Source organism: Herpetosiphon sp. NSE202 (assembly GCF_042688385.1).
Classification (GTDB): Bacteria; Chloroflexota; Chloroflexia; order Chloroflexales; family Herpetosiphonaceae; genus Herpetosiphon.
Genome location: NZ_JBHUPY010000015.1, coordinates 202,398 through 216,830, shown reverse-complemented (window position 1 = coordinate 216,830; position 14,433 = coordinate 202,398). Strand labels below are relative to the sequence as shown.

General features: G+C 51.2%; 12 protein-coding genes, 1 tRNA gene and 1 pseudogene. 7 read left to right on the top strand and 7 right to left on the bottom strand.

Annotated elements, in window-relative coordinates; all coding sequences use genetic code 11:
* Positions 1-21 precede the first annotated feature (21 nt).
* Positions 22-1,092, bottom strand: a complete 1,071-nt coding sequence (locus ACFMKP_RS18895) for a mannose-1-phosphate guanylyltransferase (protein ID WP_382294059.1) — start codon at positions 1,090-1,092, stop codon at positions 22-24.
* 12 nt (positions 1,093-1,104) lie between these two features.
* Positions 1,105-2,076, bottom strand: a complete 972-nt coding sequence (locus ACFMKP_RS18890; protein WP_382294057.1) for a GDP-mannose 4,6-dehydratase — start codon at positions 2,074-2,076, stop codon at positions 1,105-1,107.
* 117 nt (positions 2,077-2,193) lie between these two features.
* Between ACFMKP_RS18890 and ACFMKP_RS18885 the strand changes: the two genes are divergently transcribed.
* From ACFMKP_RS18885 to ACFMKP_RS18870, 4 genes are all read left to right on the top strand, one after another.
* Complete coding sequence (locus tag ACFMKP_RS18885; RefSeq protein ID WP_382294055.1) at positions 2,194-2,844, top strand: NUDIX hydrolase; 651 nt, start codon at positions 2,194-2,196, stop codon at positions 2,842-2,844.
* A 278-nt stretch (positions 2,845-3,122) separates the two neighbouring features.
* Complete coding sequence (locus ACFMKP_RS18880; protein WP_382294053.1) at positions 3,123-3,632, top strand: hypothetical protein; 510 nt, start codon at positions 3,123-3,125, stop codon at positions 3,630-3,632.
* Between the two features lie 11 nt (positions 3,633-3,643).
* On the top strand, positions 3,644-4,447 hold the full coding sequence (locus tag ACFMKP_RS18875; protein ID WP_382294051.1) for a zinc-ribbon domain-containing protein: 804 nt from the start codon (positions 3,644-3,646) through the stop codon (positions 4,445-4,447).
* A gap of 1 nt (position 4,448) precedes the next feature.
* Complete coding sequence (locus ACFMKP_RS18870) at positions 4,449-5,198, top strand: glycosyltransferase family 2 protein (protein ID WP_382294049.1); 750 nt, start codon at positions 4,449-4,451, stop codon at positions 5,196-5,198.
* Positions 5,199-5,269: 71 nt separating this feature from the next.
* Here the strand turns inward: ACFMKP_RS18870 and ACFMKP_RS18865 are convergent, their stop codons facing one another.
* Positions 5,270-5,764 (bottom strand): Dps family protein, encoded by a 495-nt coding sequence (locus ACFMKP_RS18865; RefSeq protein ID WP_382294047.1) that lies wholly within the window; start codon positions 5,762-5,764, stop codon positions 5,270-5,272.
* Between the two features lie 270 nt (positions 5,765-6,034).
* Here ACFMKP_RS18865 and ACFMKP_RS18860 point away from each other — a divergent pair, with 270 nt between their 5' ends.
* Positions 6,035-7,117 (top strand): hypothetical protein, encoded by a 1,083-nt coding sequence (locus ACFMKP_RS18860; protein WP_382294045.1) that lies wholly within the window; start codon positions 6,035-6,037, stop codon positions 7,115-7,117.
* 42 nt (positions 7,118-7,159) lie between these two features.
* Here ACFMKP_RS18860 and ACFMKP_RS18855 read toward each other — a convergent pair whose 3' ends face one another.
* Entirely contained in the window at positions 7,160-7,786 is a 627-nt protein-coding gene (locus ACFMKP_RS18855) for an alpha/beta hydrolase (protein ID WP_382294043.1), read from the bottom strand.
* A gap of 4 nt (positions 7,787-7,790) precedes the next feature.
* Complete coding sequence (locus tag ACFMKP_RS18850; protein WP_382294041.1) at positions 7,791-8,873, bottom strand: TolB family protein; 1,083 nt, start codon at positions 8,871-8,873, stop codon at positions 7,791-7,793.
* A gap of 101 nt (positions 8,874-8,974) precedes the next feature.
* Here ACFMKP_RS18850 and ACFMKP_RS18845 point away from each other — a divergent pair, with 101 nt between their 5' ends.
* Positions 8,975-9,490: a molybdenum cofactor biosynthesis protein B gene (locus tag ACFMKP_RS18845; RefSeq protein ID WP_382294169.1), complete on the top strand. Its 516-nt coding sequence runs from the start codon at positions 8,975-8,977 to the stop codon at positions 9,488-9,490.
* A 763-nt stretch (positions 9,491-10,253) separates the two neighbouring features.
* On the opposite strand, the pseudogene ACFMKP_RS18840 reads toward ACFMKP_RS18845, so the two are convergent.
* Positions 10,254-12,833, bottom strand: a pseudogene (locus ACFMKP_RS18840) (lamin tail domain-containing protein); the annotation flags it as partial.
* Between the two features lie 200 nt (positions 12,834-13,033).
* Here ACFMKP_RS18840 and ACFMKP_RS18835 point away from each other — a divergent pair.
* Positions 13,034-13,107: transfer RNA gene (locus tag ACFMKP_RS18835), tRNA-Gln, on the top strand.
* 100 nt (positions 13,108-13,207) lie between these two features.
* On the opposite strand, the gene ACFMKP_RS18830 is transcribed toward ACFMKP_RS18835, so the two are convergent.
* Positions 13,208-14,425, bottom strand: coding sequence for an MFS transporter (locus ACFMKP_RS18830; protein WP_382294039.1), 1,218 nt, complete (start codon positions 14,423-14,425; stop codon positions 13,208-13,210).
* Between the last annotated feature and the right edge of the window lie 8 nt (positions 14,426-14,433).

The window sequence follows — 14,433 nt, the reverse complement described above, 5'->3', positions numbered from 1 at the left end:
CCGTGCACGCTCAATTATAGCTTATAACACATCATTGCGGCCTTCAGTCCGCAACTGATCAACAATTTTCTTGACATCTTGGGCGCGTTCGCGCGGCGCGATCAGCAAGGCATCGCCGGTATCGACAACCAAAAAGCCATCCAGCCCAATCGTGGCGATCATGCGGCCTGAATCGCTGTAAATCAAGGTTGATTTGGTATCGACCTCGACGTGCGGGCCAATGACGACATTCGCCGAATCATCGTCGCTCAGCAAGGTCGTCAAGGTATGCCAGTCACCAACGTCGCTCCAACCAATATCAACTGGCACGACCGCTACATTTGGCGCACGCTCCATAATGCCATAATCAACCGTGATATTTTCGACATTATCCCAAACTTGAGCCAAGGTGTCGTGGTAACGCGATTTGCCAAACGAAGCTTGCACTTGATTGAGCTGGTTGCGCAATTCGGGCATGTGGCGACCAATTGCATCAAGGAAGGTTTTGGTTTGCCAAACGAAAATCCCAGCGTTCCAAAAATAATTGCCTTGCGCCAAATAGCGCTCGGCAGTATCATGGTCGGGCTTTTCTGCAAAGCGCTGCACCCGATGAATTTTGTGATTATGGGCTTCGGTAATCAAGTCGCCACATTGAATATAGCCATAGCCGGTGTTGGCAAACGATGGTTTTACGCCCAAAGTGACCAAGTAGCCTTCGCGGGCAGCCACTTCGGCGGCTTGCAAGGCTTGGCGAAAGGCTTCGTTGCGCAAAATCAAGTGATCGGCGCTAAGCACCGCCATCACAGCATCGGGAGCCGAGCGCCGCATGTGGATTGCAGCCAAGCCAATTGCCGAAGCCGTGCCACGGCCACTTGGCTCTAAAATGACGTTATTGCGGGGCACATCGTTCAACTGCTCGCGAATTAATTCCTCGTAATCCGAGCCAGTTACCACGAAAACGCGACCCTCTTCCATCAACGGTCGCACCCGATCGACGGTTTCTTGGAGCATGGTGCGATTTGAAAGCAAGGGTAAAAACTGCTTGGGCTTGGTGCGCCGTGAGCGTGGCCACAAGCGCGAGCCAGTCCCACCGGCAAGCACTAAAATATCCATATCGTTAATCCTCTATGTTTTGTGATTGTGGGAGCCAACTCTCTCGACCTCGCTAGCAACGTGGCTGCGCCATTCAGCAAGAATATCGCGCAGGGTATCTTCAAGCCGATAGTGCGGCTCCCAGCCGATTTGGCTGCGCAAACGGGTCGCGTCGCAGGCCACAATTGGCACATCAACCGGACGCAAGCGTTGAGGATCAACTTCGACCGTTATCGTTTGGCCACTGAGTGCAATGAGGCTATCAAGAATTGACTGAATTGAGACACTCTGACCGACACCAATATTATAAATCTCACCAGGCTGCGCTCGTTCGAGCAGCAAGTGATAGGCGCGCACAACATCGCGCACATCGCTAAAATCACGTTGGGGCGAGAGATTGCCAACCTGAATCACTGGCGGTTGCAAGCCTGCTTCAATGCGCGCAATCTGGTGGGCAAACGCTGGCACCACAAAATCGGCGCGCTGGCCTGGCCCAGTGTGGTTAAATGGCCGAGCACGAATCACCTTCAGGCCATGGCTATACCACCATTGGCCCGCCAGCAAATCTTGGGCTGCCTTGGAAACAGCATACGGATCGGCTGGACAGAGCATGGTTTGTTCATCTGCTGGCAAGCCCGAACGATGGGCCATGCCATACATCGCATTCGAGCCAACCACCAGCACCAGCGGGTCGAGCTGAGCAGCCTTGATCGCCTCAAACAGGTGTAATTGGCCAAGCACATTGCTATTGAATGTGCCAGCAGGGTCGTGAAACGATTGCGGAATCGCCGATTGGGCAGCTAAATGCACCACCAGATCGGGAGCCGCCTGAGCCACCGCCGTTGCTACCGCCGAACGATCAAGCAGATCAGCCAGCACCGTTGGGAGTTCTGGGTGCGCCGTGCGCCCTAAGGTCCATAGTTCCCATGTGGTTGCTTGCTGCAAATAGCGAACAAGATGTTGGCCAACAAAGCCAGTTGCGCCAGTAATTAATGCTCGTGTCATAGCGCGCACTATACTGCGAGTTGAGATTGTTGGCAAGAAGCGCTTTGCGCCTATTCGCATGGCTTGCCTAATCTTCTATACTGGAGAAGGTTTTTTGTTGTGCTGGAGATCGTTTGTATGTTTGAGCAATTTCAACTTCCCAACCACGTTGGCGCTGAATTAGCCGATTTAGTTGCGCGCTTTGGCGTGCCGCACGTGCACCAAGTAGCCTTGGTTTTGCCTGATGGTCAGTATCCTGCTAGCCCAGCTGAACAAGCGATTAACATCAAAAGCTTATTTGCGCCGTTTGGCAAATCCGACCGCTATGGCGAGGTTTGTATGGTGGTGCAGCGGCTTGATGGCAGCCTTATCAGCGCCCGCAAAGCCTACTATCCAGCCACGTGCTTTCGCTTATTAACTGGCGGCATCAATTACGACGAACCAGTGTATGCGGCCTTGTTGCGCGAAACCGCCGAAGAAACAGGGCTTGATGTGCAAGTTGAACGCTTTTTGGCGGCGGTCAGCTATCGCCCAACCAACAGCCCCAGCCCAACATTTTATACTTTTGGCTTTTTGCTGCGCGAATTGGGCGGCACGTTGGGCGCAGTTGACGAATCGGAGCAAGTCGCAGCCTTTGGCTTTCCACAGGTGGCCGATCTACCAACGCTGGCAGACCAACTCGAAAGCCTAAGCGGCAGCGAAGACCACGAAATTGCTGGCAATTGGCAAGATTGGGGTCGCTTTCGCGCAGTGACGCATCGGGTAATTTGGGAATATTTTCAAGCCTAGAAGTTAACATTCCCTCACCCCAACCCCTCTCCCACGTTGCGGGCGAGGGGCTAAACAAAGTGGTTTTCCTATGATTCATTGGGTTTAACCGATTTCACTTTACCTACCACCAAATGTCATTTAGGGGGTGCAGGGGGATGAAAACCCCCTGCGTCTCCCGCCTTGAGGCGGGACGGAAGGGTGGTGATCACCAATAGATTTGAATAACCAATAAATACTTTTGGATCGAGTGATGAGGGAATGCTCAAGATCCAGCTATCTCAATCGAGGAGCCTACGATGCAATGTCCAGCTTGTTCTATGACGCTAGCAACGGTTAGCGCTAGTTGCCCCTACTGTGGCAAACAACTCAATCAGCCCAAAAGCCGTGCCAATCTGCTAGCTTTTGGTGCTTCAATGTTCATGGATGCGATCCTGATGTTGGGTGCAATCCAATTAGGCGTAGCCCAACGCGATAGCGATGGCGAATTTTTTCGCATGCTTACGATCGTCAATAACCCTAGCAACGGATGGCCCTCGTTATGGACAAGTCTGAGTTATGGTTATTTAATTGTGGCCTTGCTGGCATTTTTATGCACTATTGGGTGCCTGATTAGCCAAAACCGCAACTTGGCACGAGGTGCAATGCTGGCAGGCATCGCTGGTGTGGTAATTCTTACAATCTTTGGTGCTGACATCCTATTCAACGATTCAGGTTACAGCCCTACTTTCGGTTTATGGCTCGGTTTATTTGGTAGTTTCACCTTGATCACCACAAGTACACTATTTCAAGTGGTATCCCGTAAATGAAAGGAAGCGCAATGCAATGTTTGCAATGTTCGGCAACCATCGCCGATAATAGTAAGTTTTGCCCTTCGTGCGGCGCGACAATTACCCAACCAGCGGCCATGGATAAAACCCAAGTCTTGTCCAATCTGCCGCCAATGTCGAATCCGGTTGATAAAACGCAAGCGATCAACCCAACCCAACTGCCACCAGCAGCTAATTATGGCGCGCCAGCTCAGCCAAATTATGGGCCGCCAGCAGCCAATTATGGCCAGCCAGCTCAACCCAACCACTATCAACAACCAAACTATGGCCAAGCCCAAAACTATGGCCAAGCTCCACAAGCTGGTTATGGCCAAACGCCAATGGGCTATGCAGTACCAAGCCAAAGCATTTATCGTGCAATTCCTGCAACCAATGGCACTTTACCAGCTAGCTTGATGATTCTCAGTGCCGTGGGCATCTTGATTGGCATGTTTTTGCCATTAGTAGTGCTCAGTGGCACAGGCATCAGCTTGTTTAAGATGATCGACCCGCAATATGCTGAAGATGTGATGAACGAAGGCGCGGCCTTATTTATTTATGGCATTCCTGCTAGCGCAGTTATTAGTTTAGGTCTCAGCATTATGGCCTATCTCAAACGCCGCAACCTCTGGGGTGGCTTGAATATTGTGCCAAGTTTATTTGTTTTCGGCATTACTGGGCTATTATTGATTGGCGCGGCAGTCAGCGACGATATTGATGAAATTGGCGCAGGTTTGCTCATGATGATCTGTAGCGCTATCGTATCATTACTTATGTCAATTGCCTTTTTGATTCGAAAGAAGCAACCACGTTAATATGCTGTTATCTGTTGCCATTATTGCGCGCGATGAAGAACGCCACATTGGAGCCGCTTTGGCTTCAATCGCCAATTTAGCTGATGAAATTGTGGTTTTGCTCGACCCTCGCACCAGCGACCGCACCGCCGAGCTTTGCACCCAAGCTGGCGCGCGCGTGATCGCTGCGCCGTTTGAGTCGTTTCCTGCCCAGCGCAATCGGGCTTTGGCCGAATGCAAGGGCCAGTGGGTGCTGTTTTTAGATGCTGACGAGCGGGTAACTCCCAGCTTGCAGCATGAAATCCGCCAGCTTTTGCCAAGCCAACCAAGCCACGCGGGCTACTGGATTCCGCGCTTCAACCGCTATTGGGGGCGAGCCTTGCGTGGCGGCGGTTGGTATCCCGACCGTCAATTGCGCTTGGTGCAACGCAGCAAAGCCCAATACGATCCCAGCCGCTTGGTCCATGAATTGGTTATACTGGCTGGCAGCGAAGGCCAATTAACCCAGCATCTTGAGCATATTAATATTGAATCGTGGGCCGAACTACGCGAAAAACAACAGCGTTATGCCCAAGCAGAGGCTGCCACGCTTTATCGCAATGGCGTGCGGGTCAAGCCCCAAAATTATGTTTTGCAACCATTGCGCACAATTTGGCGACGTTATGTCACCTGGGGCGGCTATCGCGATGGCTTGTTGGGCATGCTTTTGGCGTTGGTGATGGGTTGGTATGAGTTAAAAATGTATCTGGCGTTAACCAAACATTGGGGTTAAATCAAAATGGGTCGGGGAAAATAGCCCCAGCCCATTCTTGATTAGACATCTATATGTCTTCGCTCGCTTACTTAACCTTTGGTTTCTTGAGAAAGTTCAAATAGAAACCAAACTCGATTTTCTGCTTGGTCAATCATTGGTTCAAGCTCGCTGGCGGTGGCCACATCGTTGGCTTCATCGGCAACATCGTGAGCTTTGCGCAAGTTTTTAACCAAGGTCTGGTTATCGTTCACCAGCTCAGTCAGCATATTGGCTGGCTCGACAAACTCAGCATTATTATCTTCGATCGTTTGCAACTCGCTGATATGACCAATTGAGCGCAACGAGGTGCCACCGATGCGGCGGGCACGCTCAGCCAAAATATCGGTCGTGGCAAAAATCTGGTTGGCATGCTCATCGAACATCAAATGTAAATCGCGGAAATGGCGACCAGTCAAATGCCAGTGGAAATTTTTATATTTCATGTACAAAGCAAACGAATTGGCCAAACTGCGATTGAGTGCTTCAATTACTGGGCCAGTTGCTTTAGAATCTAAATCAGTTGGGGTTTTTAAGCGTTTATCCATTGCACGAATGCTCCTTAAAACTAGAATTTGCTAACGAGCAATATTGCAGATGGCGTGCCATGAAACCCAAAACACGATTATGAACGCGATTCATGACACCTTGCGTTGCAAGGGATTGACAAGGATTGATGGCATCCATAGAATGTGCCAATCAACGTTTAATTCCAATCAGCATCGAAAGTTAGGTTGTTGAAACTGCAACAACCCCACCGTAGTAAACGTCGATCAGAGAGAACTTCAACACGTTTTAATTCAGAAAGGGTTGCACGTATGCGCCAGTATCTTGACCGCTATGTGATGCCACTTTGGCAAACGTACAGTTCACCAGGGCAACCACTACGCCCGACAAATACGCGGGCGCTGCACACCATTTATGGTATTTGGTTGTTTGCATTTGTGCTCAAATTGATGGGTTCAGGCTGGGATGTGGCTTGGCACTTCCGCTTTTTGCGCGACGATTTAGCGCCACCGCATATGATCAACACGGTTGGCACGGTCATCGTCGTGTTGCTCGTTATGTTCCATACTTGGACTGGCTATGGAGTCGATCGGTTAACCTTGCGCTTGATGCAGGCGGGGATTTCGATCTTCCTAATTGCAATTCCTTTAGATTTAATCAACCACCGTTTGTTTGGGCTTGATATTACCAGTTGGAGCCCGACCCACGCCTTGCTTTACCTTGGCACAGCGGTGATGCTCTTGGGTGTGTTGCGTGGTTGGTTGCTGTTAGCGCCCGATAGCCGGATTAAAACGGTCTTCGGGATTGGCTTTTGGGCCTTTTTGCTTGAAGATTTCTTATTCCCCTTGGGTCAACAAGAATATGGCGTAACCGCAATCGAAGCCATGCGCCTTGGCAAGCCCTACGCCGATGCCGAATTGATGATCGAGGCAGGAGCCAACCCAGAGCGTTTTGCAATTCCTGTGCCCGATTGGCTCTACCCGCTGTGGTTGATCACCTCGGTGGTTTTGGTGCTCTTAGCTGCCCGCCTGATTATGCGCGGACGCTGGACAGCAACCTTGGTTGCCGGAACCTATTTGATCTATCGGGTTGTGTCGTTCTACATTCTGCGCGGCATTGAGTTTCCACCATCGTTTGTGCCATTGTTTATTATTGGTACGGCCTTGGCGATTGATATTGGCATTACCTATCGCATTAATCCCTTTGTTGCAGCATTCGGAACATTAATGATGTTCTACGCTGGCGCATGGATTAGCGATCGCTATACCTTGATGCCAGAAATTCCTTATACGACGACGATGCCAATTGCAGCAATTCTGCTTGGCATCGTCTGGGCCGGCGCACTTTGGATCGAGCGCAGCCCCTATGTCGAACGCTGGCGCAAATTAGCCTAAATTTTCTGAATAACAGGGAGCGGTGCAAACTGCTTCCTGTTTTCACTTAACCGCCTGTTCGAGCCAATCCACCGTCAATTGCGCCACTTCATCCTCGCGAGTCAGATAATAGTGGTCAGCCCATTTCAGCAAATGCCAGGTTTTTGGCTCGCTGGCTTGTTCAAAGGCGGTGCGGGTTTCAATCAAATCAAAAAATTGATCGCGCTCGGCCACAATTGCCAATAACGGCCCATGCTGGCCTTGGGCACTTTCCTGCAAACCAATTGGGTTTGGTGTAACCGCAACGGTTGCCCGAATCGCTGGATCGCTGGCCATCACTCGCAACACCAATTGCGCCCCAAACGACCAACCGATCAGGCAGATTTGGGCTTGGGGAGCGCGCTGGCGAGCCTCAGCTAAGGCTGCCTGCAAATCGAGATCTTCGCCCGGGCCGCCGCTAAATTCGCCTTGGCTTTTGCCCACGCCGCGCGAGTTGTAGCGCAACACGCCCCAACCACGGTCTCGCAGCACTTTGAAGGTGGCGAAAATCGCCCGCTGATCCATATTCGACATTGGCGGAAAGTGATGCGCCAACACCGCAACTCGTTCAGGGAGTTGGGCTGGAGCCAACCATTTGCCTTCCAATAAGGTGCTGCTGTCTGCTGAGAGAAAATGAATTGTTGTTTGCATGTGCTTACTCAACTATCCAACGAGCTTGGGTGGCATTTTCAATCAACACCCGTGGCTCCGCATTATCAGCCAAATTAGCCGTCCAAATTGCCGAAGGCACGTTGGCCGAACCAACGGTTAAGCGCGTCCAAAGCAATTGCTGGCTATCTGGTGTCCATTGAGGATCGACATTATCGTAGCCGCCGCCAGCAGTTATTGCCCGTGGCTCGCTGCCATCAGCATTCACCACCCAAATCTCGCCACGTGGCACTTCGCGAGTCCGCCGCACAAACGCGATTTGCTTGCCATCAGGCGACCAACTTGGCGTAAAATCATCAGTGTCGGTTTGGCTGGCCAAGGGCGTTTGTTGCTCGCTGGCCAAATCAAACAACACCAACTCATTGCGAAAGCCAGCTTGAGTTTCACGCAGCACACTAATCACCAAGCGTTGATCATCAGGCGACCAATCGAAATCGCCGCTAAATGGAATTCGCCGTAGCACATCACTAAAATCAAACAGCACCAACTCATTGCGCAGCGGGTCGGTAAAGCCCAACATCTGCCCAGCGTTCGACCAATGTGCGCCAAAGGTAACTACATCGCCACCTTTAACAACGGGACTGACTTGGATACCATCGGGCTGCATCAGCCAAAGTTTGGGCGAGCCAACGCCACCAGTGCCAATCGTGCGCCGTTCGTAAACAATTGCGTTATCAGCAGGCGACCAATTCGGCGTATAGCCAGTCCAATCGGCAGCGCCAGTGCTGGTAATTACCTGATTCTGAGTCAGATCGAAAATCTCGATTCTGCTTGGTTGGGCTTCGGCTTGAGTGGCATAGGCAACCTTGCGCCCATCGGGGCTCAGGCTGTAATCACTAATTTGCGGCACAAGCAATTGTTGGCCCTGACCATTGGCATCAGAACGCCACAACTCTGCTTGCTGCGAGGGGTTGCGCAAAAATAAAATCCCACTGACTTGTTGTTGATTGGTAGGGTTGCTAGAACCTTGGCTGGTAGTAGGCTGTTGGCCAATTGCGACCAGCAAAATCACAATTGCCACCAAGCCCACCGATAAACTCGTTAATGTTCGACGACCTATCTGATCCATGACGACTCCTTGGGCATACTTGGCTTGATTATCACCCTATAGCCAGCTTTGAGCAAATGCGCTACGATAGGCAGAATGCCCAATTTAGTGAAGGAGGCCATATGGGCTACGAAGATCATGCCGAAGCAGCGGCACAACACCAAGCCCCAGTCCGTTGTGCAATTATTACGATTAGCGATACGCGCAGTATCGAAACCGATAAGAGCGGAGCGCTTGCCCAAGAATTATTAACCGCCGCAGGCTTTGAAATCGTCGAATATCGGATTATTCCCGACGAGCCGGATCAGGTGGCCGAGTTTGTGCAGCAATGCATTGCGCGCAGCGATTGCGATGCAGTATTAACCAATGGCGGCACTGGCATTGCTCGCCGCGATGCCACAATCGAGGCGATTGAGCCATTGCTCGATAAAAAATTACCTGGTTTTGGCGAGATTTTCCGCATGCTCTCCTACAACGACATTGGCGCTGGAGCCATGCTTTCACGCGCAACCGCCGGAATCGCAGGCCGAACCTTGGTTTTTTGTATGCCAGGTTCGTCGGGCGCGGTACGATTGGCCTTAGAATCGTTAATTTTGCCTGAGCTAAAACACCTCGTTTGGGAATTATTCCGCCAGTAAATCCATAGCAGCGAACCAGCCAACCAAGCCCAATCAAGCCAAGCACCCAAGCCCACAACGTGGGCAGGTTTGGTTGGCTGGTCGCGGGCAAGCGTTGCGGCAGGCCCAAATCGGCCACCTGCCGCACCTGCAAACGCCACACATCATCGTAGCGGCTAAGGATGCCAATTGCATTGAGCTGGATTGCACTTGGCAGCTGCGGCAAACTTTGGCCTTGCGCCAAACGCAATTGCAACTGTTGCGAGCCAAACTCGACCACTAAACTATCGGCGTTGCGTTGCTTGAAGCGCAATTTCAGTTTTACCAACTGGCCAAGTGTCGCTTGATCAAGCCTATTTGGGCTGTGAATCACTAAATCCGCTTGTTGTTTGATAATTTTGAGATCAGCAGCCGCCGCAATAATCAACTGTGGCTCTTGATGGTAGCTGCCAACCGTTGCCTGAAGTTGCACAACCATGCCTTGTTTTAATGTTGGCAAGGTGACGTTATTGCTGATAAAGACCAACATTCCTGCCGTCGAATCTTGCACATAGAAAGCGCGTTGGCGAAATAGATTCAGCTCAGCACTGACCACGCCTTCAACCAATACGTTACTATCAATTGCTGCTTGTTGAGCCTCGCCCAAGCTGATTTTTTTAGCAGCTGAGTCGCTTGGAGCTGGATTATTGGCTTGCTTGGGGCTTGGTTGGGCAAAACTTTGCCATTGTTGGCTGCTCGGGTGGCGGCCCCAACTGTGGTCATACTCCAATTTGGCATAGCGAACCTGATCGGCAACTACTGCATTTGGCTGGAGCAAACGCAGCTCTTCGCCGGAGTTGGTGAGGCTTAATTTGCTTTGGCTGGCAAAAATCACCAAATAGCCATTGGCCGCAATGCTCATGCCTGCGGGCAAGCGCCATGGCTGTGAGCCTCCATCTGCCTGATCGTCCAATTGCCAGCCAGTTAAATCGACCTGATAGCTATTGGGATTGTAGAGTTCAATCCATTCATCGTTGCTATTGCTTTCGCCATCAGCATTCCAATCGATCGCGCGCGGGGCAGGCACAACTTCGTTAATTTGAATCTGCGGATATTTGGCATTTGCAGCCAGCGTCGGCTGAGCGGTGGCTTTAGGCTTGGAAGCTTTTGGTTTGGCAGTTGCTCTTGGGATTGAAGTTGGTTTCTTGGTCGCGGTTGGTTTTGGTGTTTTGGTGGCTGGTACGGCGGTTGGCTGTGGTGCACGATTCGGCTGATTGGGAGTAGCTGGCGCGTTATTCTGCCAACTGCCAGCATCAGGAATCCGGCTCCACGTGGTATGCGCTAAAGGCTTGGTATAGCTTAATTGATCAACGACGCGGCCATCAGCCATGGCAAGCTGCACGCTATCGCCGCTGTCATTGAGCATGCTACTCAGGGTTATGGTGAGAAATTGGCCGTGCTGAAGCTGGGTTTTGGCTGCAAGCCTGATTGTTGTGCCTGAACTATCGCTAATGCTCCAGCCAGCCAAATCAATTATTTCAGCATTGGTTGAATACAGTTCGATCCATTCTTGGCCAAGCGGCGAAATTTCATTAATCACGATGCCTGAAGGAATTGCAGCGAGCGCATGATTGCGATTATTGGGGCTAGCGCGCAGGCCGCTGTACCAATTGAGGCCACCATCGGGCCAGCGCCCCGCCGATAAGCCCTGCAAGGCCGAGCTATAATTCCAAACCCCATATTCTTGCAAACGATAATCGAGCAAGCGCACAAGATCGCCATTATCATTCAGCAAACCACTGCTAGAGATGCTATACCAACTGCGTGGTGCAATCAGCGTATCGTCGGGAATACGCAGCGCTGAGCCACCAGCATTCGCATGATCATCAAGCCACCAGCCACTTAAATCGATTGGTGTAGCTCCAGCATTATACAATTCAACAAATTCCTCGCCGATTGTCGGCCATGCTAACACTTCGTTGATCAGCAATTGGTTTGGTTCAGGGCTAGAATTTTGGCGATTGGCCATTGCAGGGCTGGCCCGTGAGGCTGCTTGCCAAGTTGCTGCACCATCAGGCATGCGGCTCCATGTGCGTTCAGCTACACTGCTAGCGTAATCGAATGTATCAGTCACCACACCTTGATCAGTAATTAAATGCACGCTATCAAGCTCAGCATTCAACAATGTGCCAACTGGAATCAGTAGCCATGAACCTGGGCTGATAATTGTTGACGTTTGAATTGAATGTGCCGCGCCGCCAGCAGCAAGCTGATCGTCAATTTTCCAGCCTTTGAGATCAAGCGCATCAGGGCCGAGATTGTAGAGTTCGACCCAATCGGTGCCACTGATTGGTTGGCTCATCACTTCGTTGATTAAAATCCGAGCTTGGGTTGGCGCAATTGGCGGATCAGCCGGATTGCTTTGGCCAAGGCTTGGTGCGCGATCGGCCAGCCAAGCTCCGTTGCCATCGGGAATTCTGGACCATGTGCGGTTGCTGGTGGTGGCGCTATAGCTAAACGTATCGATCAAGCGACCGACTGAATCAAACAAGCGTAGCTCATCGCCACTATTGTTATACATATTGGTCATCGAAATCACCAGCCAACTTGCAGGCAAGATGTTTGCATCCAGCAGAATTGGGCTGGCTCCATCGGCTGCATCATCGAGCTGCCAGCCATACAAATTGACCGTTTGTTCGCCAGCGTTATACAGTTCAACCCACTCTTGGCCGGCACTCGGCGCAGCCATCAACTCGTTGAGCCGAATCAAGGCTGGGGGTGGCAGTGGCGTTGCACTTGGAATTGGGCTTGGCGATGGAACCACGGTTGGAGCTACGGTTGCAGTGCTCGTGGCACTTGGTAGCATTGTAGCAGTGTTGGTTGGTAAATTTATGCTCGTTGGATTAACGCTAATGGTTGGGGTTGCTGTAGCTGGGCTTTGGCTGGCATTCGCCATGCCTGGGGTTGGATAGGTGGATGCTTGCCAAGCGCCACTGCCATCGGGTATGCGGCTCCACGAAAGGCCAAGGCTTGCATTCGAATAACTATATTGATCAATCACCTGGCCAGCAGGATTGAGCAAGCGCACCTGATCGCCGCTATTATTCAACACATTGCTCAGCGAAACGACCAACCAAGTATTGGGTGCAAGCATGGTCGGCGTGGGCAGAATTTTGGGGCTGCTGCCACCTTCTATATCATCAATCGCCCAACCGCTGAGATCAATGGCAATTGAGGTTGGATTGTATAGCTCGACAAACTCGCTACCAGTGCTAGGAAGCGCCAAAAATTCGTTGAGCACAACCTGCGCTGGCTGAGTTTGGGCTTGCGTTGTTAGTGGCCAGAGCCACACTAACAGCAGCCATAACCAGAAAGACTGTTTCATAGCCACCCCCGATTGAAGCACCAATAGCAATCACTAGATACACAGATTGGCGTTTTTTGGCATGGCTGAATAAGCAATTTGGGCAGGAGTTTTGGCGCGCTGAGCTGGTTTATACGTTACGACTTTCGGCGGATTTGCAAAAAAGAACAGTCTATGCTATACTATCAATGTCGACGGAAACGTTGAAGATAACTCGGTGATGGCGGATCGTCTAAAGGTAGGACAACAGTTTTTGGCACTGTTTATCTAGGTTCGAATCCTGGTCCGCCAGCCAACAAAACTCAGCACTAGTGCTGAGTTTTTTGTTTAACTTGATTTTGGGCGTACCAAAAAGGCTGGCATTGTGCCAGCCTTTTGTCATCAAATTGATAATTTTACATTGGTGGTTTGATGCCCGTCGAAGCAACGCTCACCGGATGTTCCTCTTTAACGTTGATTCGATCAATCCCAGTCATAATCAAGACCAAGAGTGCCAATACCAAACACCCAATCGTGCCAAACAGCGCTTGATCGCTATGTTTATCGCCAACCCAGGCCATTACGCCACCGGTTAGTGCTGGTCCCACAAAACTGCCAAGGCCATAACAGACGGTAAACATACCGCTAGCGCCGCCCAACTTGGCTGGTGGCACCCGCGCCGCCAACACCGCTAGCCCAATTGGGTAGAGCGTGCCAGCAAACGCGCCGAGCAACATGCCCAAAAAGAGCGTTAGCAAAAATGGTGGGTGGAAGGTAGCAAAGAGCGCCGCGCCAGAAAGCAACGACAACGAGCCAATCAGCAAGGGCCGATAGCCATAGCGATCGAGCATGCGGCCAATCGGCACTTGCGCCACAATATTGGCAATCACCGTGACCGAAATCAGCGTCCCAAGCTCCCAATTACTATAGTTGAGGGTTGGCAGCAACGAAACCAGCGACAATGTGCCATAACCATAGAGGAAGGCAATTGCCAAAGGCAAAATCAATGGTCTGGTGATTTTGAAGCTTACGCCGCCACTTTCATGCTCGGTATGGGCTACATGCGGCTCAGGCACAACCAAAACCACAATTACGGTTGCGAGAATTGCCGCGCCAACCGCCACAAAAAATGGCATGATATGGCTGCCAGTCAATTGCAAAACCGCCGTGCCAATAATGGGGCCTGCTGCTGTACCACTGGCCAGCGACATGCCATACACCGCTGTATTATGGCCACGCTGTTCGGGCGAACTGACACGACTCACATAGGTTTCGGCGGCAGTCCAAACACACGACCAGCCAATCCCTTCGAAGATCCGCCACATAAAAAACAGCGGAATGCTACTCGTCCAAGGCATTGCCAGCATGGCAAAGGTGTAGGAAATTAATCCCACAATCAAAAAGAGCCGAATGCCAAATTTATCAATCGTGCGGCCAATTGGCATGCCGGTCAGCACAAGGCTGGCAAACATCACACTGGTGCTCAAGCCCACGATAAATTCATCAGCGCCATTATCTTCAAGCAAATGCGGAATCAACGGATTGATAATCCCAATGCCAAGCGCAGTGACTGCAACACAAAGATAAATGGGCCACATTGGATGACGCACATGCGCCGAAGGTACCTGCTGCATAATACTCC